The organism is Streptomyces sp. ITFR-16, assembly GCF_031844705.1.
Lineage (GTDB): Bacteria > Actinomycetota > Actinomycetes > Streptomycetales > Streptomycetaceae > Streptomyces.
This window is the reverse complement of record NZ_CP134609.1, coordinates 3,166,434-3,189,385: the sequence shown is the minus strand read 5'-3', so window position 1 is coordinate 3,189,385 and position 22,952 is coordinate 3,166,434. Positions and strand designations below refer to the sequence as shown.

Annotated in this window: 20 protein-coding genes; 9 read left to right on the top strand and 11 right to left on the bottom strand. The window is 70.8% G+C overall.

Features of this window, described 5'->3' with window-relative positions; genetic code table 11:
• Window positions 1–132 precede the first annotated feature (132 nt).
• The 5 genes from RLT58_RS14010 to RLT58_RS13990 all read right to left on the bottom strand — a co-directional run bounded on the left by RLT58_RS14010 (window position 133) and on the right by RLT58_RS13990 (window position 5,514).
• Complete coding sequence (locus RLT58_RS14010; RefSeq protein ID WP_311310736.1) at window positions 133–1,161, bottom strand: hydroxyacid dehydrogenase; 1,029 nt, start codon at window positions 1,159–1,161, stop codon at window positions 133–135.
• A 36-nt stretch (window positions 1,162–1,197) separates the two neighbouring features.
• The gene (locus tag RLT58_RS14005; protein WP_311310735.1) at window positions 1,198–2,052 is read right to left on the bottom strand and encodes a carbohydrate ABC transporter permease; all 855 of its coding nucleotides are present in this window, start codon (window positions 2,050–2,052) and stop codon (window positions 1,198–1,200) included.
• A complete protein-coding gene (locus tag RLT58_RS14000) occupies window positions 2,049–2,942 on the bottom strand; it encodes a carbohydrate ABC transporter permease (RefSeq protein WP_311310734.1) in 894 nt (297 codons plus the stop codon). Before RLT58_RS14000 ends, RLT58_RS14005 begins: the two co-directional genes overlap by 4 nt.
• A complete protein-coding gene (locus RLT58_RS13995; RefSeq protein ID WP_311310733.1) occupies window positions 2,942–4,270 on the bottom strand; it encodes an ABC transporter substrate-binding protein in 1,329 nt (442 codons plus the stop codon). The genes RLT58_RS14000 and RLT58_RS13995 overlap by 1 nt, the downstream gene beginning before the upstream one ends.
• A 158-nt stretch (window positions 4,271–4,428) precedes the next feature.
• A complete protein-coding gene (locus RLT58_RS13990) occupies window positions 4,429–5,514 on the bottom strand; it encodes a substrate-binding domain-containing protein (RefSeq protein WP_311310732.1) in 1,086 nt (361 codons plus the stop codon).
• Window positions 5,515–5,737: 223 nt separating this feature from the next.
• Here RLT58_RS13990 and RLT58_RS13985 point away from each other — a divergent pair, with 223 nt between their 5' ends.
• Entirely contained in the window at window positions 5,738–7,267 is a 1,530-nt protein-coding gene (locus RLT58_RS13985; RefSeq protein WP_311310731.1) for a right-handed parallel beta-helix repeat-containing protein, read from the top strand.
• An 8-nt stretch (window positions 7,268–7,275) separates the two neighbouring features.
• On the opposite strand, the gene RLT58_RS13980 is transcribed toward RLT58_RS13985, so the two are convergent.
• Window positions 7,276–8,049: an SDR family NAD(P)-dependent oxidoreductase gene (locus tag RLT58_RS13980; RefSeq protein WP_311310730.1), complete on the bottom strand. Its 774-nt coding sequence runs from the start codon at window positions 8,047–8,049 to the stop codon at window positions 7,276–7,278.
• A 42-nt stretch (window positions 8,050–8,091) separates the two neighbouring features.
• Window positions 8,092–8,763 carry an MOSC domain-containing protein gene (locus RLT58_RS13975; RefSeq protein ID WP_311314514.1) on the bottom strand — a complete coding sequence of 224 codons (672 nt, stop codon included), beginning with the start codon at window positions 8,761–8,763 and terminating at the stop codon, window positions 8,092–8,094.
• 89 nt (window positions 8,764–8,852) lie between these two features.
• Here RLT58_RS13975 and RLT58_RS13970 point away from each other — a divergent pair, with 89 nt between their 5' ends.
• On the top strand, window positions 8,853–9,743 hold the full coding sequence (locus RLT58_RS13970) for a LysR family transcriptional regulator (RefSeq protein WP_311310729.1): 891 nt from the start codon (window positions 8,853–8,855) through the stop codon (window positions 9,741–9,743).
• A gap of 119 nt (window positions 9,744–9,862) precedes the next feature.
• Here RLT58_RS13970 and RLT58_RS13965 read toward each other — a convergent pair whose 3' ends face one another.
• Window positions 9,863–10,195, bottom strand: coding sequence for a WhiB family transcriptional regulator (locus RLT58_RS13965; protein WP_311310728.1), 333 nt, complete (start codon window positions 10,193–10,195; stop codon window positions 9,863–9,865).
• 390 nt (window positions 10,196–10,585) lie between these two features.
• Between RLT58_RS13965 and RLT58_RS13960 the strand changes: the two genes are divergently transcribed.
• The 5 genes from RLT58_RS13960 (at window position 10,586) to RLT58_RS13940 (ending at window position 15,751) form a co-directional block, all read left to right on the top strand.
• On the top strand, window positions 10,586–11,197 hold the full coding sequence (locus RLT58_RS13960) for a response regulator transcription factor (protein WP_003948568.1): 612 nt from the start codon (window positions 10,586–10,588) through the stop codon (window positions 11,195–11,197).
• A 266-nt stretch (window positions 11,198–11,463) separates the two neighbouring features.
• Window positions 11,464–12,039, top strand: a complete 576-nt coding sequence (locus tag RLT58_RS13955) for a sigma-70 family RNA polymerase sigma factor (RefSeq protein WP_018101160.1) — start codon at window positions 11,464–11,466, stop codon at window positions 12,037–12,039.
• A 136-nt stretch (window positions 12,040–12,175) separates the two neighbouring features.
• Window positions 12,176–13,678, top strand: coding sequence for an IMP dehydrogenase (guaB, locus tag RLT58_RS13950; RefSeq protein ID WP_311310727.1), 1,503 nt, complete (start codon window positions 12,176–12,178; stop codon window positions 13,676–13,678).
• A gap of 105 nt (window positions 13,679–13,783) precedes the next feature.
• Window positions 13,784–14,908 (top strand): GuaB3 family IMP dehydrogenase-related protein, encoded by a 1,125-nt coding sequence (locus tag RLT58_RS13945; protein ID WP_024490221.1) that lies wholly within the window; start codon window positions 13,784–13,786, stop codon window positions 14,906–14,908.
• A gap of 351 nt (window positions 14,909–15,259) precedes the next feature.
• On the top strand, window positions 15,260–15,751 hold the full coding sequence (locus tag RLT58_RS13940; RefSeq protein ID WP_311310726.1) for a hypothetical protein: 492 nt from the start codon (window positions 15,260–15,262) through the stop codon (window positions 15,749–15,751).
• Between the two features lie 56 nt (window positions 15,752–15,807).
• Here the strand turns inward: RLT58_RS13940 and RLT58_RS13935 are convergent, their stop codons facing one another.
• Window positions 15,808–16,245, bottom strand: coding sequence for a hypothetical protein (locus RLT58_RS13935; RefSeq protein WP_311310725.1), 438 nt, complete (start codon window positions 16,243–16,245; stop codon window positions 15,808–15,810).
• Between the two features lie 194 nt (window positions 16,246–16,439).
• Window positions 16,440–17,702 carry a nucleotide sugar dehydrogenase gene (locus RLT58_RS13930; RefSeq protein WP_311310724.1) on the bottom strand — a complete coding sequence of 421 codons (1,263 nt, stop codon included), beginning with the start codon at window positions 17,700–17,702 and terminating at the stop codon, window positions 16,440–16,442.
• A 247-nt stretch (window positions 17,703–17,949) separates the two neighbouring features.
• Between RLT58_RS13930 and RLT58_RS13925 the strand changes: the two genes are divergently transcribed.
• Window positions 17,950–19,656, top strand: coding sequence for a glycerol-3-phosphate dehydrogenase/oxidase (locus RLT58_RS13925; protein ID WP_311310723.1), 1,707 nt, complete (start codon window positions 17,950–17,952; stop codon window positions 19,654–19,656).
• A 66-nt stretch (window positions 19,657–19,722) separates the two neighbouring features.
• Here RLT58_RS13925 and RLT58_RS13920 read toward each other — a convergent pair whose 3' ends face one another.
• Window positions 19,723–20,790 (bottom strand): serine hydrolase domain-containing protein, encoded by a 1,068-nt coding sequence (locus RLT58_RS13920; protein WP_311310722.1) that lies wholly within the window; start codon window positions 20,788–20,790, stop codon window positions 19,723–19,725.
• A gap of 119 nt (window positions 20,791–20,909) precedes the next feature.
• Here RLT58_RS13920 and RLT58_RS13915 point away from each other — a divergent pair, with 119 nt between their 5' ends.
• The gene (locus RLT58_RS13915) at window positions 20,910–22,862 is read left to right on the top strand and encodes a protein kinase domain-containing protein (protein ID WP_311310721.1); all 1,953 of its coding nucleotides are present in this window, start codon (window positions 20,910–20,912) and stop codon (window positions 22,860–22,862) included.
• Window positions 22,863–22,952 lie beyond the last annotated feature (90 nt).

The following is a 22,952-nucleotide window of genomic DNA, read 5'->3' as shown; positions in this document are numbered from 1 at the left end:
GTACCGGGCCTTTCGCGCCCCCAGCCTTGCCGCCCACCTCCGGCTACTCCGGTCGAACCCAGCCCCTCCGGCTACCTCCGGCTACTCCGGTCGGACCCCGCTCCTCAATCGCCGGAGGGGCTTAATCTTGGGTTACGCCGAGCGGGAGAGCGCGTCTCCCCGGACCGGGTCCGCGAACGGGCGGCCGGAGGCGAAGCGTTCGAGTTCGTCCAGCGCCTGGTCCGCCATCCGGTGCAGCTCGTTGCCGAGCGAGCCCGCGACATGCGGAGTCAGCAGCACATTCGGCAGGTCGTACAACGGCGACCCCGCCACCGGCAGCTCGGGATCCGTCACATCCAGCACCGCATGCAGCCGCCCACTCGTCAGCTCGGGCAGCAGCGCGTCCTCGTCGACCAGCGACCCCCGCGCCGTATTGATCAGGGTCGCCCCCGACGGCATCGCCGCCAGCTGGGCCGCGCCGATCAGATGGCGGGTCTCCGGGAGCTGCGGAGCGTGCACCGAGACGACCGAACTGCTCGCGCACAGCTCGTCGAGCGCGCTGAGCCGGACACCCAGCCGCGCCGCCTCGGCCGGGCCGACGTACGGGTCGTACAGCAGGACGTCCAGGTCGAAGGGGCGCAGCAGCCCGATCACCCGGCGGCCGATGCGGGAGGCCCCGACGATGCCGACCGTACGGCCGTAGTTGCCGCTGCCGTCCAGCTCGGCGAGCCAGTCGTGGCCGGTGCGCAGTTCCCCGTAACGCCGGGCCGAGCGCAGGACCTGCTTGCCGGCGAAGAGGATCGCGGCCACGGTGTACTCGGCGACCGGCAGCGCGTTGGCCCCGGCCGCCGAGGTGACGGCGATGCCGCGTTCCCAGCAGGCGTCGGTGATGTGGTGCTTGACGGACCCGGCCGCGTGCACCACCGCGCGCAGCCGGGGCGCGGCGGCCAGCACCGGAGCGGTGAGCGGGGTCGCGCCCCAGCAGGTGAACAGCACCTCCGCCTCGGCGAGCGCGGCTGCGACCTCGGGCGTCGGGTCGGCCAGGTCGTGGGCGACGAGCCGGGTGTCGGTCCGGGTGAGGGCGGCCAGCCGGGCGTGATGGCGTTCGGTGAGGAGCCGTCCGGCGATGCCGGGGCCCATCGCGAGCAGGGCACGGGGCCGGTTGTCAGTGGGGTGCGGCATGGTGGAACTCGTACTCCTCAAGGCTCGCGTGGGGGGTCACTTGACGCTTCCTGCGGTCAGGCCCGCCTTCCAGTGCCGCTGCAGGGAGACGAAGGCGACGATCAGCGGGATGACGGCGAGGAGGGAGCCGGTGACGACGAGGGGGTAGAAGCTCGGCTCGCCGTGGGTGTTGGTGTTCCAGGAGTACAGACCGAGGCTCAGCGGGAAGAGCTTGCGGTCCGAGAGCATCACGAGGGGGAGGAAGAAGTTGTTCCAGATCGCGGTGAACTGGAAGAGGAAGACGGTCACGAAGCCCGGCATGACCATGGGCAGACCCACGGACCAGAAGGTGCGCAGCTCGCCGGCCCCGTCGATACGGGCCGCCTCCAGCGCCTCGTTCGGTATGTAGCCCGCGCAGAAGACCCGCGCGAGGTACACGCCGAAGGGGTTGACCAGCACCGGGATCAGCACCGACCAGTAGGTGTTGACCAGGCCGACCTTGGATGCCAGCAGATACATCGGCAGGGCCAGCGCGGTGGTGGGGACGAGCACGCCCATCAGCACCAGGCCGAACAGCTGGTCCTTGCCCCGGAAGGTGTACTTGTCGAAGGCGTAACCCGCGGCGACGCAGATCAGCGAGCAGACGAGCGCCCCGCCGCCCGCGTAGCCGAGGCTGTTGAGGTACCAGCGGAAGTAGATGCCGTCGCCGTAGGAGGCCAGGTTCGACAGGTTCTCGCCGAGGTTGAAGCCGTCGAAGGAGAACGCGTTGCCGGCGAGCAGCCCGCCGGTGTCCTTGGTCGCGGCGGTGACCAGCCAGACGAGCGGGAAGAGCATGTAGACGACGGCGAGCAGCAGGAAGCCGTTGACCGCGGTCTTCGACATCCAGCGGCCGCGGGAGGCGGGGGAACTCATGCTTTCTTTCCCTTCCGGCCGGTGAAGCGGGTGACGACGAAGGACAGCAGGGCGGCGGTGAGCGCCAGCAGGATGGAGGCGGCTGCGGCGAGGCCGTAGTCGTTGCGTTCGAAGGCCGCGGTGTACGCGTACATGTTCGGCGTCCAGGTGGAGGAGACGGCGGAGCCGGTCCCCTTGTTGAGGATCAGTGGTTCGGTGAAGAGCTGGAGCGAGCCGATGACGGTGAACAGCGCGACCATCACGACCGAGGCGCGGATCAGCGGGACCTTGATGGCGATCGCGACCCGCCAGGCGCCCGCCCCGTCGACCGTGGCCGCTTCGAGCACGGACCGGTCGATGGCCTGCAACGCGGCGTAGAAGATCACCATGTTGTAGCCGAGCCACTCCCACAGCGCGATGTTGACGACGGAGGGCAGGGCGCCGTCGGGGGAGAAGAAGTCGAAGCCGATGCCGCCGGACTCCATGGCGCTGACCACGGGGCTGAGCTGCGGGGTGTAGAGATACACCCAGATCAGCGCGGCGATGATGCCGGGCACGGCGTGCGGCAGGAACAGCGCGAGCTGGAAGAAGCGGCGGGCGCGGGCCAGCGTGGAGTCCAGCAGCAGCGCGAGGGCGAGGGCTCCGACGAGCAGGAGCGGAATGTAGAACAGGCAGTATCCGAGGAGTACGCCGAAGCCCTCGCGGAACGCCCGGTCGCCCAGGGCCGCCGTGTAGTTGTCGAGTCCGCTGAACACGGACTCGGTGCCGCCGAAGCCCAGGCCGGACTGCTTCTCCGTGAACAGGCTGAGCCAGACCGCGTATCCGATCGGCAGCACCATGGCCAGCGTGAACAGTACGAAGAAGGGCCCCAGCAGGATGGCGGCGGCTCTGGTCGTCCGGGCGCGCTTCATCAGCCTGCGTCCTCGACCTTCAGACCGCGCTTCTTCAGCTCGGCGACGGTGGCGTCGTGCCCTGCCTGCACGGCCTCCTTCACCGTGGTGCCGCCGCCGGCCACCTTGCCGAACTGGTCCTTCATCGTGGTGTTGGTGGTGCCGGTGGTCGGGCCCCAGCTCCAGTTCGGGCCGATGGATGTCGCGGCGTCCTCGAAGACCTGGTAGATGTCCTGGCCGCCGTAGAAGTCCGCGTCGAACGCCTTCTTGGCGACCGGGCGCAGGGACGCCGCCGCCGGGAACGCGCTCGACGTGCCGGACTCGATGCGGGCCTTGATGCCGTCCTCGGTGGTCGACATCCAGGTGGCGAACTCGACCGCAGCCTTGGCCTTCTTGCTGGTCTTCGTCACCGCGAAGGTGGAGCCGCCGAGCATCCCGCTGGCGGGCTTCCCGTCCCAGCTGGGCATCGGGGCGACGGCCCATTTGCCGCTCTGCTCGGGCAGGGTGCCCTTGAGGACACCGGCGCCCCAGGCCGCGCCGAGGTAGCCGACGGTGCCGCCGTTCTTGAGGGAGTTGGTCCACTCGGGGCTGAAGGAGGCGTTGGCGCGGATCAGGTCGTCGTCGAGCAGGCCCTGCCAGTAGTCGGCGACCTTGGTGGTGCCCGCGTCGGTGGTGTTCACCTTCCAGGTGTCGCCCTCGGGCTTGTACCACTGGGCGCCGGCCTGCCAGGCCATCGCCTGGAAGGTGGTGGGGTCGTCCGGGAAGAACGTGCCGATGCGGGCCTTCTTGTCGGCCTTCTTGATCTTCTCGGCGGCCTTGCGGAAGTCGGCCCAGGTCTTGGGGACCTCGACGCCGTACTTCTCGAACAGGTCCTTGCGGTAGTAGAAGGACTGCGGCGAGGCATCGAAGGGGACGGCCCAGTTCTTGCCGCCGAGCGTCGTCAGCTCCACCGCCTGCGGCAGCAGCTTCTTCCTGATGTCCTCGGTGAAGTACGGGCCGATGTCCTGGAGCGCGCCCTGGCTGACGTACTCGGGGAGCTGCGGGTACTCGATCGAGACGAGGTCGGGGGCGTTGCCCGCCTTCACGGCGTTGGAGATCTTGGCGTAGCCGCCGGCGTTGCCGGACGGTATCTCCTCGTAGACGACCTTGATGTCCTTGTGCGAGGCGTTGAACGCGTCAACGACCTCCTTGGACCCCTTGGCCCAGCCCCAGAAGGTGATGCTGACGGGCTTGCCGTCGCTTCCGGCGGTGGACGTGTCGTCACCGCTGCCGCCACAGGCCGTGAGAACGGCGAGGGCGGTGGCGGCGCCGACGACGGCGAGAGAGGTTCTGCTCGAACTGCGGCTCACAGCGAGGCTCCTGAACAGGCGGCGACATTGGCGTTGGCCGTGATCCTTGGACCAGCCGTGACCGAAGTCAAGAGCGAAAGAGCGATCGATCGAAAAAAGATCAGAAGAGTTGCGTACGGAAGCCGGGCGGAAGCGCGACGGAAGCCCGTGAAGACGTCCTACGGGAGCGGCGCTCCGCAGGACTCCCGCACCCGCAGCTGCGGCAGCAGCGTCAGATGCCGCCGGGGTGCCCCGGTCTCCTCGCCCAGCCGCTCCACCAGCAGCTCCGTCGCATGGCGGCCCACCTCGCGCTTGGGCGGGGCCACGGCGGTCAGCGGGGTGTCCGCGAGGGCCGCCACCTCGTCGTCGTACGCGATCAGCGCCAGGTCCTCCGGCACCCGCACCCCCAGCTCCGCCAGGCGCTGCACCACCTGGATCGCGTCCACGTCGTTGTGGATCAGCGCGGCCGTGGCCACCCCCGAGACGACCGCCTCGCGCATCTCCCGCACGGCCTGCTCGAACGCCTCCGGTGCCTGGTCGGCCGGTACGGAGTCGATCACGTCCTGCGGGGCGCGCAGCCCGAGCGCGGTCAGCGCCTCGGCGTACCCGGAGCGCACCGCGAGCGCGGTCGGGGAGTCCGCGCGGGCCATCAGCAGGGGCGCCCCGTGCCCCAGCCCCACCAGGTGGCGCACGGCCAGCAGGACCCCGTGCGCATGGTCCGAGCAGACCCGGTCCAGGCCGTCCAGCGGCGATCCGGCGGTGGGCCTGCGCTCCAGCAGGACCGTGGGCACGGGCAGCGAGGCGATCCAGTCGCCGAACGCGGAGGGGTCGCCCGGGTGCTGCCAGCCGGGCGCGACCAGCAGTCCCTCGGCACCCGCCGCGAGCAGTCCTTCGGTGCGGGCCTGGTCCTCCTGCGGACGGTAGTCCGAGATCCGCAGGATCAGCCGGGCGCCGGCCCGGGCGGCGGCCTCGTGGGCGCCCCGGATGACCTCGGCGAAGTAGTAGGTCGCCGAGGGTGCGAGCATGCCGAGGACCCGGCCGCCGCCCGGGCCCGCCGGCGCCGCCGCGGGCGTGGCGTCCTGCGGCCAGGACACCGAGCCGTGGACCCGGTCGAGCAGCCCCCGGCCCGCCAGGTCCTCGACGTCCCGGCGCACCGTGACGGGCGAGACCCCCAGCTGCGACGCCAGGTCGGAGACCCGGGCCGAGCCCCGGTCCCGTACCAGCCCGAGCAGGCGGTCATGACGTTCAGCAGCACTTTCGCGCACGGCGGCAGTCCCCTCGCAGTGTGTGGCCCGGCCCTCGGCCCGGCCGGTGCCGGAGCCGGTGTCCGACCCGAAAGACCCTAGACCAACGTGATCGAACGATGGGAGTTTCGATCATTCAAACGCAATCCATTGACGTTCGATCAATCCGCGTCCAGGATTCCCGGCGATGCCGATCCGGCCGTTCCCGGCCCGTCCCGAACCCGACTGTTCGTACGGAGGAATTGTGAGACATCGCGTCACAGCCGCGGCGCTCGCGGCCCTGACCGCCGCCGCCGGTCTGACCCTCGCAGGACCGGGCGCCGCGCAGGCGGCACCCGCCGGCCACACCTTCCACGTCGACTGCTCCGCCGGCCCGCAGGGCGCCGACGGCAGCAGACAGCACCCCTGGACCACCCTCGCCGAGGCCAACGCGCACACCTACGGCCCCGGCGACCGGCTGCTCCTCAAGCGCGGCGCCACCTGCACCGGCACCCTCGCCCCCCGGGGCGAGGGCAGCGCCCGCGCGCCGTTCACCATCGCCGACTACGGCGGCGGCCCGGCCCGCGCCAGGATCGACGGCGCGGGCGCCCACGACGCGGTCCTGCTCGCCAACACGCAGTACGTGCACCTCGGCGCCCTGGAGATCATCAACGCCGCCGACCCGGGCAGCGAGCGCAACGGCGTACGTCTGCTCCTCACCGACTACGGCGTCGCCCGGGGCTTCGACATCAGCGGCCTGTACATCCATGACGTGCGCGGCGGCGACTACAAGACCGTCTCCGGCTCCAGCGCCCTGCACATCGCCGTCGAGGGCACGGCGAAGGCCAGCTGGTACGACGGCCTGGACATCGGGAACAACCTCATCGAGGACGTCGACCGCGAGGGCATCTACTTCAAGTCGACCTTCTCCAAGCGCGATCTGGTCGGCGAGCAGCAGGACCCGGACGTCTACCCGGGCGAGTGGACCCCCAGCACCGGCATCCGCATCCACCACAACACGCTGAAGTCCCTGGCGGGCGACGGCATGAAGCTCGACACCACCAGCGGCGCCCGCGTCGACCACAACCGGGTCGACGGCTTCCAGCTCCGCTCGCCCTCCGCCAACGCGGGCATCTGGACCTTCAACACCGACGACACGACCGTCGAGTACAACGAGGTCTCCGGCGGCGGCAACACCCACGACGGCATGTCCTTCGACGCCGACGGCGCCTCGCAGAACACCGTCTTCCAGTACAACTACAGCCACGACAACAAGGGCGGCTTCCTGCTGATCTGCCCGTACAGCGGGGCGAAGACCCTCGGCACCGTCGCCCGCTACAACGTCAGCCGCGACGACGGCGCCCGGCTGATCCAGAACTGCTGGGGCCCCATCCTCGGCACACAGATCTACAACAACACCTTCCGCAACACGACGCAGATCCCCGGCTACCTCGTCCAGGACGACGCCGGCAGCCCCGGGACCACCCAGCACGAACTGGCCATCCGCAACAACGTCTTCGTCAGCGAGGGCACCGGCGGCTACGCCTTCAAGAACCCGACGCCGGGGCTCGCCTTCGACCACAACGCCTTCCACGGCATCGACATGACCCGCCCGAACCCCGGCGGCATCACCGCCGACCCGAAGCTCCGCGACGACTTCCGGCTCGGCGCGGGCTCGCCCGCCCTCGCCGCCGGAGCCGTCGTCGCGGACAACGGCGGCAAGGACTACTTCGGCAACCGCCTCAGGCCCGGCGCCCCCAACATCGGCGCCTACGCGGGTCCCGGAGTGCGCTGACCGAACGCTCACTGAGGCCCGTACCTGCGGCCTGTCTTGGAGGTGACCCCTCCGAGCAGGCCGCGCGGCGTCAGCTTCACCAGGCCCATCAGCGCCTTGTACCGAGGGTCCGGCACCGACACCGACCTGCCGCGCGCCAGGTCCGCCAGGGCCGCGGCCACCAGCTTGTCGGCGTCGAGCCACATCCAGCCCGGGATGTTCCCCGTGCCCATCCCCGCCCGCTGGTGGAACTCCGTACGGACGAAGCCCGGACAGAGCGCCATCAGCCGCACCCCCGACCCGGCCAGGTCCTTCGCCGCGCCCTGGCTGAACTGCACCACCCACGCCTTGGACGCCCCGTACGTGCCGCGCGGCACGAACGCCGCCACCGAGGCGACATTGACGATCCCGCCCCGGCCGCGCTCCCGCATCCCCGCCGCAGCCGCCGACGTCAGCCGCAGCACCGCCTCGCAGTGCACCTTCAGCATCGCCAGCTCGTCCGCCATGGGGACGTCCAGATAGCGGCCCTTGTTGCCGAACCCGGCGTTGTTGACCAGCAGGTCGACCGGCTGCAGACGGTCGCCGAGCCGCTCCTCGACCGCGGCGATCCCCTCGTCCCGGGACAGGTCTGCGGTCAGCACCTCCGCCTCGATGCCGTGCCGGTCATGCAGTTCGGTGGCCTGCTCCCGGAGCCGCTCGGTGTCGCGGGCCACCAGGACCAGGTTGTGCCCGTCGGCGGCGAGCCGCCGGGCGAAGGCGGCCCCGATGCCCGCCGTCGCTCCCGTAATCAGTGCAGTCGTCATACGCGGCACGTTAGTGCCACGCCCCTGCTCGCCTCGCAGCCCTCACACCGCTGCCTGCCTGGCCGCGTACTCCCGGGCCTTGGCCAGCGGAATGGGGTGCAGTGCCTCCTCGGCCGGGAGCAGCAGCGGCAGCAGGTCCCGCCGGGTCGTCACCGCCTTGAACTGGAGCTCCACCGTCACCCCGTGGTCCGGCCGGTGCACGATCTCCACCGGGTCACCGGCCGTGATCGAACCCGGTGCGAGCACCCGGAAATAGGCGCCGGGCAGGGCCGCCTGCGTGAACCGCCTGACCCAGCCCTTCTCGTCGAGATGGCCCGCGAACGTACGGCACGGGATGCGGCCCGACGTGACCTCCAGGAGCAGATCGGGACCGACCCGCCAGCGCTCGCCGATCAGCGCCCTGCTGACGTCGAGGCCGGTGGTGGTGAGGTTCTCGCCGAAGGTGCCGTTGCGCAGGGGGCGCCCCAGCTCCTGTTCCCAGCGGTCCAGTTCCTCGCGGGCGAAGGCGTACACCGCCTGGTGGGAGCCGCCGTGGAAACGCAGGTCGCAGACCGCGTCACCGGCCAGACCGCTGCCGCCGGTGCCCTCGGGCCCGGGGTCGGTGACGTACACCGGACCGTCGACCGGGTGCTTGTCGATCCCGGTCACGCCGCCCGGGGAGTCGGTGTGGGGCGCGGCCACGGGCCGGCCGGTGTTCACGGTCAGCAGTCTCATCGCAGTCATGCCTGCACGGTAACGGCCCCGACCCCAAAGTCGCACACGAATAATTCGCACCTTCTCCAAGATTCCCTTATATTCAAGGGGTGATCGAAGCCCGTCATCTCCGTGTCCTGCGAGCCGTGGCCGGCACCGGCTCCTTCTCCGCCGCCGCCCGCGAGCTGGGCTGCACCCAGCCTGCCGTCAGCCAGCAGATGAAGGCCCTGGAGTCCTCGGCGGGCACGACGCTGCTCATCCGTACGGGACGCGAGATGCGGCTGACCCAGGCCGGCGAGGCGCTCGTGCGCCATGCGTCGGGCATCCTCGCCGGGCTCACCGCCGCCGAGGAGGAGGTCGCCGCGATCGCCGGGCTGCGGGCGGGCCGGGTACGGCTGGTCTCGTTCCCGAGCGGCAGCTCCAGCCTGGTCCCGGGCGCCCTCGCGGCGCTGCGGGCCGCCCACCCCGGCACCCGGGTCTCCCTGGTCGAGGCCGAACCGCCCCGCTCCGTGGAGATGCTTCGGGACGGCGACTGCGACATCGCGCTCGCGTTCCGGTACGGGGCGCCGGGCGCCGAGTGGGACGACCTGGTGGTGCGCCCCCTGCTCACCGACCGGCTGATCGGCCTGGTCCCCGAGGGGCACGGGCTGGCCGACCGGGCCGAGGTGGGCATCGCGGAACTCGCGGGCGAGTCGTGGATCGCCGGCTGCCCGCGCTGCCGGCGGCAGCTGGTCGAGGTCTGCGAGGAGTCCGGCTTCACCCCCCGGATCGATTTCGCCACCGACGACTACCCGGCCGTGATCGGCCTGGTCGGGGCGGGTCTGGGGGTGGCCGTGCTGCCGGCGCTGGCGATCGAGTCGGTACGCCCCCGAGGGGCCAGGACGGTGGCGGTGCGGCCGGCCATCGAGCGCGAGATCGTCGCGCTCACCCTGCCCGATCTGGCGAGGGTCCCGGCCGTGGCGGCCACCCTGGACCAGCTGTCCCTGGCGGCCGCCCGCTGAGGCGTCCGCCGGTGACCCGGGCCCGGGATGGGATGCCCGGGATGGGATGTCCGGGATGGCTTGCAGGGGTGCGGTGGGCTGAAGAAACGTTTCTGTGTCGGCGCGTGCGGTGCTGTCGGTCAGCTGTGTCCGGACGTGGTGGGGCCCGAGGGCGCCGCCGCCGTGATCAGGCGGTTGCGGGCCCGTCCCATGAGCTCCTCGCGCTCGTCCTCGGTCAGTCCGCCCCACACGCCGTAGGGCTCGCGGACCGCCAGTGCGTGCGCGGCGCACTCGGCGCGTACCGGGCACCGCATGCAGACCTCCTTGGCGGAGGTCTCGCGGGCGCTCCGGGCGGCTCCGCGTTCCCCCTCGGGATGGAAGAACAGAGAGCTGTCGACCCCGCGGCAGGCCGCCAGCAGCTGCCAGTCCCACAGATCGGCGTTGGGTCCGGGAAGGCGGGAGAAATCTGCCATTGCTTGTCCCCTCGAAACCATGCTGTGTCGGTGACCGTGCTCATGACCGTACATCTACGGTGTTAGTAGATGTAAATATGACTGATTGCGAATCTAGCCACAGACACCAGCAAAAGGGAAGAAAACCCGCTAAATGGGGCATGGGGTCATCAGAAGTTCCGGTTGACGGCTGGACGAACCGTGGCGCTCTCCTCCGTGCACGCCCCCTCACATAGAGTGCCGAACTCGGTCGTTCGGCCCGTAACTCTTTCGAGTGACCATCGTTGAGAGTGCAGAGGCGGTTGGCAGAAAGAGCGATCGGGCAGATGTCCGAGAGCGTCAACCGCACAGGTGACGACTTGTAACAGCCTGGAGGCTCAAGGTGACGCGCATCAGCTGCGGAGGGCGGTCATGACATCCGTCCTCGTCTGCGACGACTCCCCGCTTGCCCGAGAAGCGCTCCGTCGCGCGGTCGCGACCGTGCCCGGCGTCGAGCGTGTGACGACGGCGGCCAACGGCGAGGAAGTCCTCCGCCGCTGGGGTGCCGACCGTTCGGATCTGATTCTGATGGACGTACGCATGCCCGGCCTGGGTGGTGTGGAGACCGTCCGTCGGCTGCTCTCCGCGGACCCGGGGGCCAGGATCATCATGCTGACCGTCGCCGAGGACCTGGACGGTGTCGCGCTCGCGGTCGCCGCCGGGGCCCGCGGATATCTGCACAAGGACGCCTCCCGGGCGGAGCTCCGGGCGACCGTCACCCAGGCGCTGGCCGACCCGACGTGGCGGCTCGCCCCGCGCCGGCTGCGGTCGGCCGAGATGGGTGCGGCGCCCACGCTCACGGCGCGTGAGATCCAGGTGCTCGAAGGGATGAGCCACGGCCGCTCCAACGCGGAGATCGGCCGCGAGCTCTTCCTCTCCGAGGACACGGTGAAGACGCACGCCCGGCGGCTGTTCAAGAAGCTCGGTGCCTCGGACCGGGCCCACGCCGTGGCGCTCGGCTTCCGCTGGGGCCTGGTCCGCTGAGGACCGGTCGTGGCCTGCGGCCCGGGCGGGGGTGCGGCGCGAGCCGCACCCCGCCCATGGTCCTCGAAGACCCCGCCGCCCCGGCGGCATGTGACGCTTCCCGGCCGATGCCGCATCCTTGAGATGTGGAGTTCCTCGGGAACGATTCGGTCGAGCGGAAGGGGAGGGCGCAGGACATGACTTCCGGCGCACCCGCTCATAACGCTTCGGTGCACAACTACGGACGCGGTGCCACGGATGACGCGGCGCCGGGGCACCATGGTCCGATGCGCGACGACGGAACGACGGTGATCGGTGCTCTGGTGCACCGCGCCGTCGAGGGCGACGCGCAGGCCACTCACGATCTGCTGGCTCATGTCCACCCCCTCGCGCTGCGCTACTGCAGGTCCCGGCTGAACCGGTTGCCCGGTGATGCCCGCCACTTCGTGGAGGACCTGGCGCAGGAGGTCTGTGTCGCGGTGCTGATGGCGCTGCCGCGGTACAAGGACACGGGCAGACCCTTCGAGGCCTTCGTCTTCGCCATCGCCGGCCACAAGGTGGCCGATCTCCAGCGGGCCGCGATGCGGCACCCGGGATCGACCGCCGTCCCCTCCGACGAGATGCCGGAGCGGCCGGACGACTCCCTCGGGCCCGAGGAGCGCGCGCTGCTCAGCAGCGACGCGGCCTGGGCCAAGAAGCTCCTCGCCAACCTCCCGGAGAACCAGCGCGAGCTGCTGGTCCTGCGGGTCGCGGTCGGCCTGACCGCCGAGGAGACCGGGCAGATGCTCGGGATGTCACCGGGCGCCGTCCGGGTCGCGCAGCACCGCGCGCTCAGCCGGCTGCGCGCCCTCGCGGAGCAGTGAAGCGGGCCCCGGGGCCACGGGCCGCCGCCGTAGGAAGCTACAGAACCTCCAGGTGATCTTGCCCGTGGAATGAGACACCCCCGGAGGCCGTTAGCATGGACATCCGCACCGATCAAGGCCATTTGGGGAAGGTGTCATGACTGCAAACGTCGACGGAGTGCCCGAGAAATTCGCGACGCTCGGGCTGACATACGACGACGTGCTGCTGCTGCCGGGCGCATCTGAAGTGCTGCCCAACGCGGTCGACACCTCGACGCTCATCTCGCGCAACGTCCGGGTGAACATCCCGCTGCTCTCCGCCGCGATGGACAAGGTGACCGAGGCCCGCATGGCCATCGCCATGGCCCGCCAGGGCGGCGTCGGCGTGCTGCACCGCAACCTCTCGGTCGAGGACCAGGTCAACCAGGTCGACCTGGTGAAGCGGTCCGAGTCCGGCATGGTCACCGACCCGATCACGGTCGGCCCGGACGCCACGCTCGCCGAGGCCGACGCGCTCTGCGCCAAGTTCCGCATCAGCGGCGTCCCGGTCACCGACCCGGCGGGCAAGCTGCTCGGCATCGTCACCAACCGCGACATGGCCTTCGAGTCGGACCGTACGCGCCAGGTGCGCGAGGTCATGACCCCGATGCCGCTGGTCACCGGCCGGGTCGGCATCTCCGGCGTGGACGCCATGGAGCTGCTGCGCCGCCACAAGATCGAGAAGCTTCCGCTGGTCGACGAGGCGGGCATCCTCAAGGGCCTGATCACGGTCAAGGACTTCAAGAAGGCCGAGCAGTACCCGAACGCGGCCAAGGACGCCGAGGGCCGGCTGCTCGTCGGCGCGGCCGTCGGCGCCAGCCCGGAGGCGCTCGACCGCGCCCAGGCGCTGGCCGAGGCCGGGGTCGACTTCCTGATCGTCGACACCTCGCACGGCCACAACAGCAACGCCCTCAACTGGATGGCGAAGATCAAGTCGGCCGTGAACGTGGACGTCATCGGCGGCAACGTCGCGACCCGCGACGGCGCCCAGGCCCTCGTCGACGCCGGCGTGGACGGCGTCAAGGTCGGCGTCGGCCCCGGCTCGATCTGCACCACCCGCGTGGTCGCCGGCATCGGCGTCCCGCAGGTCACCGCGATCTACGAGGCCGCGCTCGCCGCCCGTGCGGCAGGCGTCCCGGTCATCGGCGACGGCGGCCTGCAGTACTCGGGCGACATCGGCAAGGCGCTCGCCGCCGGTGCCGACAGCGTGATGCTGGGCTCGCTCCTCGCGGGCTGCGAGGAGTCCCCGGGCGAGCTGCTCTTCATCAACGGCAAGCAGTTCAAGTCGTACCGCGGCATGGGCTCGCTGGGCGCGATGCAGTCCCGCGGCCAGGGCCGTTCGTACTCGAAGGACCGCTACTTCCAGGCCGAGGTCTCCTCCGACGACAAGCTCGTCCCCGAGGGCATCGAGGGCCAGGTGCCCTACCGGGGCCCGCTGGCCAACGTCCTGCACCAGCTCGTCGGCGGCCTCCGCCAGACGATGGGGTACGTGGGCGCCGCCTCCGTCGACGAGATGGAGAGCAAGGGCCGCTTCGTGCGGATCACCTCGGCGGGCCTCAAGGAGAGCCACCCGCACGACATCCAGATGACGGTCGAAGCACCGAACTACAGCAGGAAGTAACGCGACAGCGCAGGTGAGGGGCGGACCGGAGTTCCCGGTACCGCCCCTCATCCGTGTGTCGGGGATACTGGACAGCGCAGACGTAGAGGGAAAGGCCACACCATCGTGACTGAGATCGAGATCGGGCGCGGCAAGCGCGGCCGCCGGGCATACGCATTCGACGACATCGCCGTCGTCCCGAGCCGCCGGACCCGCGACCCGAAGGAGGTCTCGATCGCCTGGCAGATCGACGCCTACCGCTTCGAGCTGCCGTTCCTGGCCGCCCCCATGGACTCCGTCGTCTCCCCGCAGCACGCCATCCGCATCGGTGAGCTCGGCGGCCTCGGCGTGCTCAACCTGGAAGGCCTCTGGACCCGGCACGCCGACCCGCAGCCGCTGCTCGACGAGATCGCGCAGATGCCCGTCGAGTCCGCGACCCGCCGGCTCCAGGAGATCTACTCCGCCCCCATCCAGGAGGAGCTGATCGGGCAGCGCATCAAGGAGGTGCGCGACTCCGGCGTCGTCACCGCTGCCGCGCTCTCCCCGCAGCGCACCGCCCAGTTCTCCAAGGCGGTCGTCGACGCGGGTGTCGACATCTTCGTCATCCGGGGGACCACGGTCTCCGCCGAGCACGTCTCGGGGGCGGCCGAGCCGCTCAACCTCAAGCAGTTCATCTACGAGCTGGACGTCCCGGTGATCGTCGGCGGCTGTGCCACGTACACCGCCGCCCTGCACCTGATGCGTACGGGCGCGGCCGGTGTCCTCGTCGGCTTCGGCGGCGGCGCCGCGCACACCACGCGCAACGTCTTCGGCATCCAGGTCCCGATGGCCACCGCCGTCGCCGATGTGGCCGGCGCCCGCCGTGACTACATGGACGAGTCCGGCGGCCGCTATGTGCACGTGATCGCGGACGGCGGCGTCGGCTGGTCCGGCGACCTGCCGAAGGCCATCGCCTGCGGTGCGGACGCCGTGATGATGGGCTCCCCGCTCGCCCGCGCGACGGACGCGCCGGGCCGGGGCCGCCACTGGGGCATGGAGGCCGTCCACGAGGACGTGCCGCGCGGCAAGCTGGTCGACCTCGGTTCGGTCGGGACGACGGAGGAGGTCCTCACCGGTCCTTCGCACACCCCCGACGGCTCGATGAACATCTTCGGCGCGCTGCGCCGGGCGATGGCGACCACGGGCTACAGCGACCTCAAGGAGTTCCAGCGCGTCGAGGTGACGGTGGCGGACTCGCAGCACCGCCGCTGACAACGGATCCAGCCTTTCGGGGTCTGAAGCACCGATCAGGTGCCTCAGGCCCCGTTCCATGTCCGGCTGCCGGGCGTACACGGCAGTTGTCGAAGCGGGCAGCGGGCCGGGAATTTCGAAGGCTCAGATTTGGATCAAATTTGCCCGCTTGAGCAGTTTCCCTCAGACGAGCGCTGTTAGCTTTGATCTGTACAGAACGATCAACGTTCGTGGGGGAACACGAGACCGTTGGTCGTCGTCGACTGATGCCTCTGTCGTGTCTGCCGGCTCTCCCGGCGGAGCGATGGAAAGCGAGGGGGAGTTTTGACCAGCAGTGCGTTTTCGTGGGCCCGTGCGGGCCGGAGTTCCATCGTGGTTCTGGGGCTGGTGGCTGGAACCCTGGGAATGACAGCCGGAACCAGCTCGGCGGCGGCACAGACAAGTTGCGCCGCGCGCTACAAGGATGAATTCGGCCGCCCTAAAGCCTATAACCTGTGCAACCTCAAGAAGGTCAAGTACATCGGCCTGCAGACCGGCAAGAACTACATCGCTCTCGTGCGGGGGCGCGGCCCCATGACGCTGACGCTCACGAGCATCGAGACCGTGAGCAACACCAAGAGCTCCAAGTTCGATGTCACTGCCGGAGCGGTCTCGGCAGCGGTCGGCTTCGATGTGACCAAGTCGCGAACGAAGAGCATGTCCGGTAGTTGGGTCGTTCCGAAGAAGAAGTTCGGGACTCTCAAGGCATATCCCGTCTACAAGGCCTATTCCTTCGAGGCCTACAGCAAGTTCACCGGCAAGCTTGTCGGTAAGGGAGTGGCTCGGAAGGCCATTGGCTACCACTACACGCATTCCGCGAAGTAGGCGCAGAGCAAGGGCCCGGCACGTACTGTGCCGGGCCCTTGTCTGTCGTAAGGCGATCAGCCCGCGGCCTTCTTGGCGGTAGTGAAACCTGCCAGGCCGGCGATACCGAGGAAGACGATGTTCATGAAACTCGACTCGTCCTTCCATACCTGCAGCAGATCACTCAGCCCGGAGGTGAGGAGTTCCGTGACCGTCACGGGGTCGGGGGCAGCCTCCGACCACCAGCTGAGCATCAGGGCGAAGCCGAAGAGTTGGCCGAGGAAGACGCCTGCAAGGGCGAGAGGGATACCCACGGCCGGCAGGAGTGGGTTGCGGCCACCCGCCTTGCCGAGGGCGAGGCCGACGAAGGCGCCGACGCCGACGGCGACATAACCCACCTGTGTGTAGCTGCCGTCCTCGTCGGCCAGTGCGCGCATCAGGCCGCCGTACACCAAGGCGCCCACAAGAGCGGCGATGATGCCCGCGCCGATACCGAGTCCGAGGTTGCTTCGCACCGGAGCCGGAGCCGGAGCCGGAGCCGGAGCCGGTGCCGGTGCCGGTGCCGGGGGGTACGGGGTAGGGCCGTGGCCGGCGAACGGGTTGCCGGTCGGTGGTGGAGGTGGGACCCCCATATGACGGAATCGTCGCACGAACGTGCGACGCTTTCCGGACACTAGCAGGAGCCGATGACAGGGCCTTCGGGTTCTTCTCAGAGCCGGTGCGCGGCTCCCGCCGGGGTCGCGCCCCGGGTGTCCAGGAGGAGCTGCGCCTTCACGGCGAGACCCTGGAGGTCGTACGTACGGTGGTGCTGGAGCAGCACCGTCAGATCGGCGTGCGCCGCCGCCTCGTAGAGCGAATCCGCACGCGGGACCGGGAGTTCACGTACGCGCCAGTCCAGGACGTGCGGGTCGTGGTAGCCGATCTGGGCGCCCATGTCCATCAGCCGGGTGGCGATCTCGCGGGCGGGGGAGGCCTCCTGGTCGGCGAGGTCCGGCTTGTAGGTGACCCCGAGAAGAAGCACCCGGGCGCCCCGGACGGACTTGCCGTGTTCGTTGAGGAGGGTGGCGCAGCGCTGGATCACGTACTGCGGCATCCGGTCGTTGATCTCCTGCGCGAGCGAGACCATCCGCAGGGGGTGCCCGGGGGTGCGGCTGTTGTACGGGAGATAGCCCGGGTCGACCGGGACGCCGTGGCCGCCGACGCCGGGGCCCGGCCGGAAGGGCTGGAAGCCGAAGGGCTTGGTCTCGGCGCACCGGATGACGTCCCACAGGTCGACGCCCAGGTCGTGGCAGAGGACGGCCATCTCGTTGACCAGGGCGATGTTGACGTGCCGGAAGTTGGTCTCCAGGACCTTCGTCATCTCCGCCTCGCGCGGACCCCGGGCGCGGACCACCTTGTCGGTGAGCCGGCCGTAGAAGGCGGCGGCCGACTCGGTGCAGGCGGGGGTGAGGCCGCCGATGACCTTGGGGGTGTTGGCGTAGACGTGGGTGCGGTTGCCCGGGTCGAGCCGGGTGGGGGAGTACGCGAGGTGGAAGTCGCGTCCGCCGCGCAGCCCGGATCCCTCTTCGAGGAGGGGGAGCAGGAAGTTCTCGGTGGTGCCGGGGTGGACGGCCGATTCGAGCAGCACGGTGGTGTGCGGGCGCAGCCGGGCGGCCAGCGCGCGGGCTGCGTCGCCGACGGCGGTGAGGTCAAGGGTGCGGTCGGGGCCGAGCGGGGTCGGGGCGCAGATCACGGCGGTGCGCACCCGGCCCAGTTCGGCCTGGTTGGTGGTGGGCCGGAATCCGCCGGCGAGCATCCGGCGGACGTCGGACGCGGTGAGCGGTCCCTCGACGGGGGTGCGGCCGGCGGAGAGTTCCGCGAAGGCCCGGGGGTCGGTGTCGTAGCCGACGGTCTGGATACCGGCGCCGACGGCGGCCTGGGCGAGGGGCAGGCCGAGGTGACCGAGTCCGATGACGGCGAGGTCTGCAGGCACGTGGGTGGCCGTCCTTCCCTAAGACCATGAGGACAGAAAGCGCAACTGCTGGGGACAGCGCAATGTCAGACTAGGCGTAAATATGACCTATATGTCGCATTGTGTGGTCATCGACGTCCGGGTGTTGTCCACAGGCGGTGGCTGAAGTCGCGGAGCGCGGACAGAATCGAGGGATGGGCACGGGCACCGACCCCGCGGTCGGGCCGCACCCCCGTGCCGTACCACCCCGATCTACCGGGAGGCAGCAGTGAGGACAGCGACACTGGGACCCGCGGAGCGCGCCGAGGCGCTCGCCGCGATGGCCGAGCGCGAACTGGACGTGCTGGTCGTGGGGGCGGGCGTGGTCGGCGCCGGGACGGCGCTGGACGCGGTCACGAGAGGGCTCTCGACCGGCCTGGTCGAGGCGCGCGACTGGGCGTCCGGCACGTCGAGCAGGTCGAGCAAGCTGATCCACGGCGGGCTGCGCTATCTGGAGATGCTCGACTTCGCGCTCGTCCGGGAGGCGCTGAAGGAGCGCGGGCTGCTGCTGGAGCGGCTGGCCCCGCATCTGGTGAAGCCGGTGCCGTTCCTCTATCCGTTGCAGCACAAGGGCTGGGAGCGGCTGTACGCCGGTTCGGGCGTCGCGCTGTACGACGCGATGTCGGTGTCGTCCGGGCACGGCCGAGGGCTGCCCGTGCACCGGCATCTCTCCCGCCGCCGGGCTCTTCAGGTCGCCCCGGCCCTGAAGCGGGACGCCCTGGTGGGCGCGCTGCAGTACTACGACGCCCAGATGGACGATGCCCGCTATGTGGCCACGCTGGTGCGCACCGCCGCCGGATACGGGGCGCAGGTGGCGAACCGGGCGCGGGTGGTCGGCTTCCTGCGGGAGGGCGAGCGCGTCGTCGGCGCCCGGGTGGAGGACGTCGAGGCGGGCGGTGTGTACGAGGTCAGGGCCAAACAGGTGGTCAACGCCACCGGTGTCTGGACGGACGACACCCAGGCGCTGATCGGCGAGCGAGGACAGTTCCACGTCCGGGCCTCCAAGGGCATACATCTGGTCGTCCCCAAGGACCGCATTCACTCCTCCACCGGGCTGATCCTGCGGACCGAGAAGTCCGTGCTCTTCGTCATCCCGTGGGGGCGGCACTGGATCGTCGGGACCACGGACACCGACTGGGACCTGGACAAGGCGCATCCGGCGGCGTCCAGCGCGGACATCGACTATCTGCTGGAACATGTGAATTCGGTCCTGGCCACGCCTCTGACCAGGGACGACGTCGAGGGTGTCTACGCGGGCCTGCGGCCCCTGCTGGCCGGCGAGTCGGACGCGACCAGCAAGCTGTCGCGCGAGCACACGGTGGCGCATCCGCTCCCGGGCCTCGTCGTCGTCGCGGGCGGGAAGTACACGACGTACCGGGTGATGGCCAAGGACGCCGTCGACGAGGCGGTGCACGGCCTCGACCAGCGGGTGGCGGAGTGCGTCACGGAGGACATCCCGCTGCTGGGCGCCGAGGGCTACCGCGCCCTGTGGAACGCCCGGGCCAGGATCGCCGCCCGCACCGGCCTGCACGTCGCCCGGGTGGAGCATCTGCTCAACCGGTACGGCTCCATGACCGAGGAGATCCTGGAGCTGATCGTCGCCGACCCGGTGATGGGCGAACCGCTGCCCGCCGCCGACGACTATCTGAAGGCCGAGATCGTCTACGCCGCCTCGCACGAGGGGGCCCGCCACCTCGACGACGTCCTGACCCGGCGCACCCGGATCTCCATCGAGACCTTCGACCGGGGCACGCTCTCCGCCCGGCTCTGCGCGGAGCTGATGGCCCCGGTCCTCGGCTGGGACAAGGACCGCATCGAGCGGGAGGTCACGCACTACGAGAAGCGGGTCGAGGCGGAACGGGAGTCGCAGCGCCAGCCCGACGACCTCACGGCGGACGCGGCGCGGCTGGGCGCACCGGACATCGTGCCAATCTAAGGGCTCCGGAACCGGGGGCCGGCCGCACTGCCCGCCGGCCCCCGGCCCGGCCCCGCTCCCCATGGCTCAGGCCGGGCAGAACTCCGCTTCCAGGAGCGCCGGTTCCAGCGTTCCGGCCTCGGCCAGGGTGTCCGTGTTGATGCGGTACGTCAGGGTGTGTCGCCCGTCGCGGGTGGCGGCGGCGCGCACATAGCTGCCCGCTATCAGGCCGTTGTGGCCCCAGACGGTGACCCCGCAGGACAGCCGCTGCGGGAAGATCCCGAGGCCGTAGGAGCCGTGGGCCGCCGAGGTGTCCAGCAGGGCGGCCAGCTGCGCGGGCGGCAGCAGCCGGCCGCCGAGCAGGGCCGCGTAGAAGCGGTTCAGGTCGGCGAGCGTCGAGATCAGCTCGCCTGCCGCGCCCGCCGTGCGCGGGTCGAGAGCGGTGACGTCCGCCAGCGCGCCGTCCACCGGATCGCGGGAGTAGGCGCGCCCGTGCGGCGCGGGCAGGGCGGTCCGGGCGCCGGGGAGCGAGGTGCCGTCGAGGTGGAGAGGGCCGAGGAGGCGGCGCCGGATCTCGGTGGCGTAGGGGTGGCCGGTGACGCTGCGGACGACGAGCCCGAGGACGGCGTAGTTGGTGTTGGAGTAGGCGAAGACGCCGGGTGCGCCGGCGGGGTGGTGGGCCGTCGCCGTGCGGACCGCCGCGGTGGCGGACAGTGGCCGCGCGGACGGGTCGTCGGTGTAGTCGTAGAGGCCGCTGGTGTGGCTGAGCAGGGCGCGCAGCGTGATGCGGCGGCCGTCGTTGCCGTGGCCCCGGATCAGTCCGGGCAGGAAACGCTCGACGGGGTCGGACAGCCCCAGCCGTCCCTCACCGGCGAGTTGGAGGACGACGGTGGCGACGAAGGTCTTGGTGACGCTGCCCGCCCGGAAGCGGTCCGCGAACCGGATCCCGGGGCCCGTCGAGCGGTAGCTGTCATGGGGCGAGGCGGAGGGGGTATGCGCCAGGAGTGCCGCGGCGGGGGCACCGCCCCGCACGACGAGCCGGGGGAGGTAGGACGCCGCGGGCGTGAGGTGTGGTTCGCTGGGCAGGCTCGCCGTTCCGAGGCCGAGCAGCGTAATCACCAACAGGGTGGCGAGCGGTGCCCTGAGTGTCGGCATGGCAGGGAGTCCCTTCCTCCGGCCACATCATGACGGACCCCGGACCCGGCACCAGGACCGGTCCCGGGGTGAGGGACAATGAACGCTCTGCCAGGGCGGGTTGATCGCAGAGGGGACGCATGTCGGAGGCGGAGCAGGCACGGGAGCCCCAACGGGACAAGGACGGACGTCTCCTCGCGGGGCGCTACCGGCTCGGAGAGGTGCTCGGCCGGGGCGGCATGGGCACGGTCTGGCGCGCCGTCGACGAGACGCTGGGGCGCACGGTCGCGGTCAAGGAACTGCGGTTCCCGTCGGCCATCGACGACGACGAGAAACGCCGTCTCATCACGCGTACGCTGCGCGAGGCCAAGGCGATCGCCCGGATCCGGAACAACGGCGCGGTCACCGTCTACGACGTGGTCGACGAGGACGACCGCCCGTGGATCGTCATGGAACTCATCGAGGGCAAGTCGCTGGCCGAGGCGGTGCGCGAGGACGGCGTCCTGACGCCGAAGCGGGCGGCCGAGGTCGGTCTCGCCATCCTCGACGTGCTGCGCTCGGCGCACCGCGAGGGCATCCTGCACCGCGACGTGAAGCCGTCCAACGTCCTCATCTCCGAGGACGGCCGGGTCGTGCTGACCGACTTCGGGATCGCCCAGGTCGAGGGCGACCCGTCCGTCACGTCCACGGGCATGCTGGTCGGCGCCCCCTCGTACATCTCGCCGGAGCGGGCGCGCGGCCACAAGCCGGGTCCGCCCGCCGACCTGTGGTCGCTCGGCGGACTGCTGTACGCGAGCGTCGAGGGCTGCCCGCCGTACGACAAGGGCTCCGCCATCGCGACCCTGACGGCCGTGATGACCGAGCCCCTCGACCCGCCGAAGAACGCGGGCCCGCTGGAGGAGGTCATCTACGGGCTGCTCGCCCGGGACCCCGAGCAGCGGCTCGACGACGCGGGCGCGCGCGCCCTGCTCAACGACGTCATCAGCTCCTTCGAGCAGCCGGAGCGCCCGGTGCCGCCGCCGGCGGACGCCACCCAGGTGATGGCGCTGCCCAAGAACGTCGCGGCCCCGAAGCCCGGCGAGGGCGAGGGAACCCGCGACCGGCTGCGCGGGGCGCTGCGCTCCGTGCGCAACGCGAAGGCACCCGCGGCCGGTGCCGCGGCGGCCCCGGCCGCGACGGCGTCCGCACCGGCCCGGCCCGCCGCGGCCCCCGTGACCGCGGCGTCGCCCTCCGGGGCCGTGCCTCCGCAGCGTCCGGCGCCCTCGGCGGTCACCCCGCCGCGGGCGTCCCTCACCGACGTGGTGCCGCGCCGCACGCTGGCGATCATCGCGGCCGTCATCGTGCTCGCCGTGCTCGGCACGGTCCTCGCGCTCACGCTCGGCGGGGACGACAAGGGCACCGACGCCGGCGGGAAGACGGGCGGCACGTCCGCGCTCGACGGCCGCGACCCCGGCTCCGGCAGCGGCTCGGCCGGCACGGAACAGGGCGGCAGCGGCAAGAAGGCGGACGAGGGCAAGGGCGGGACCGGGGACGGCTCGGCCAAGGACGACGACGCCGGCAAGGACGGCTCCGGCAAGGACGACGACTCGGGCAAGGCGGCGGACGGCGCGAAGGGCGGAAAGTCCTCGGACTCCCTGCCCGCCGGATACCGGACGGTCACCAACAAGCAGTTCCACTTCTCCATCGCGCTGCCCGAGGGCTTCCGCTTCGACACGACATCGGGCCAGAACGCCGGCGCCATCTACAACACCGACGGCGGCTTCCCCCGGGTCCAGGTCGACTACACCTCCTCGCCCGGCGGGGACGCGGCCGCCGCCTGGAACGCCGCGAAGAACGGGGTGGCCGGCTCCAGCACCGCCTATCACCACCTCGGCATACGGGAGGTCCAGTACAACGGCTATCCCACGGTCGCCGACTGGCAGTTCGAGCGTACGCAGCACGGCCAGCGGGTCCGGGTGCTCAACCGGGGCTTCAAGGTCGACGCGGGCCACGGGTACGCGATCATGATCAGCTGCAAGGCCGCCGCCTGGGACGGCAAGGAGTGCCGGACGCTGCGCAAGACGGCGTTCGACACGTTCAAGCCGCTCGACTGAGGGCGGCCGCGCGGCCGGGTTGCGCCGACCCGGCCGCGCGGGCGCCACTTGCCACGTATGGTGAGAGCCCGAAGACCGTACGCAGTCGGA

What these genes read in the sequence shown, in the direction of transcription:
- RLT58_RS14010 (WP_311310736.1), bottom strand. Translation starts at nt 1,161, where the DNA reads ATGCCGCACCCCACTGACAACCGGCCCCGTGCCCTGCTCGCGATGGGC.
- RLT58_RS14005 (WP_311310735.1), bottom strand. Translation starts at nt 2,052, where the DNA reads ATGAGTTCCCCCGCCTCCCGCGGCCGCTGGATGTCGAAGACCGCGGTC.
- RLT58_RS14000 (WP_311310734.1), bottom strand. Translation starts at nt 2,942, where the DNA reads ATGAAGCGCGCCCGGACGACCAGAGCCGCCGCCATCCTGCTGGGGCCC.
- RLT58_RS13980 (WP_311310730.1), bottom strand. Translation starts at nt 8,049, where the DNA reads ATGACGACTGCACTGATTACGGGAGCGACGGCGGGCATCGGGGCCGCC.
- RLT58_RS13975 (WP_311314514.1), bottom strand. Translation starts at nt 8,763, where the DNA reads ATGAGACTGCTGACCGTGAACACCGGCCGGCCCGTGGCCGCGCCCCAC.
- RLT58_RS13965 (WP_311310728.1), bottom strand. Translation starts at nt 10,195, where the DNA reads ATGGCAGATTTCTCCCGCCTTCCCGGACCCAACGCCGATCTGTGGGAC.
- RLT58_RS13960 (WP_003948568.1), top strand. Translation starts at nt 10,586, where the DNA reads ATGACATCCGTCCTCGTCTGCGACGACTCCCCGCTTGCCCGAGAAGCG.
- RLT58_RS13955 (WP_018101160.1), top strand. Translation starts at nt 11,464, where the DNA reads ATGCGCGACGACGGAACGACGGTGATCGGTGCTCTGGTGCACCGCGCC.
- guaB (WP_311310727.1), top strand. Translation starts at nt 12,176, where the DNA reads ATGACTGCAAACGTCGACGGAGTGCCCGAGAAATTCGCGACGCTCGGG.
- RLT58_RS13920 (WP_311310722.1), bottom strand. Translation starts at nt 20,790, where the DNA reads ATGCCGACACTCAGGGCACCGCTCGCCACCCTGTTGGTGATTACGCTG.
- RLT58_RS13915 (WP_311310721.1), top strand. Translation starts at nt 20,910, where the DNA reads ATGTCGGAGGCGGAGCAGGCACGGGAGCCCCAACGGGACAAGGACGGA.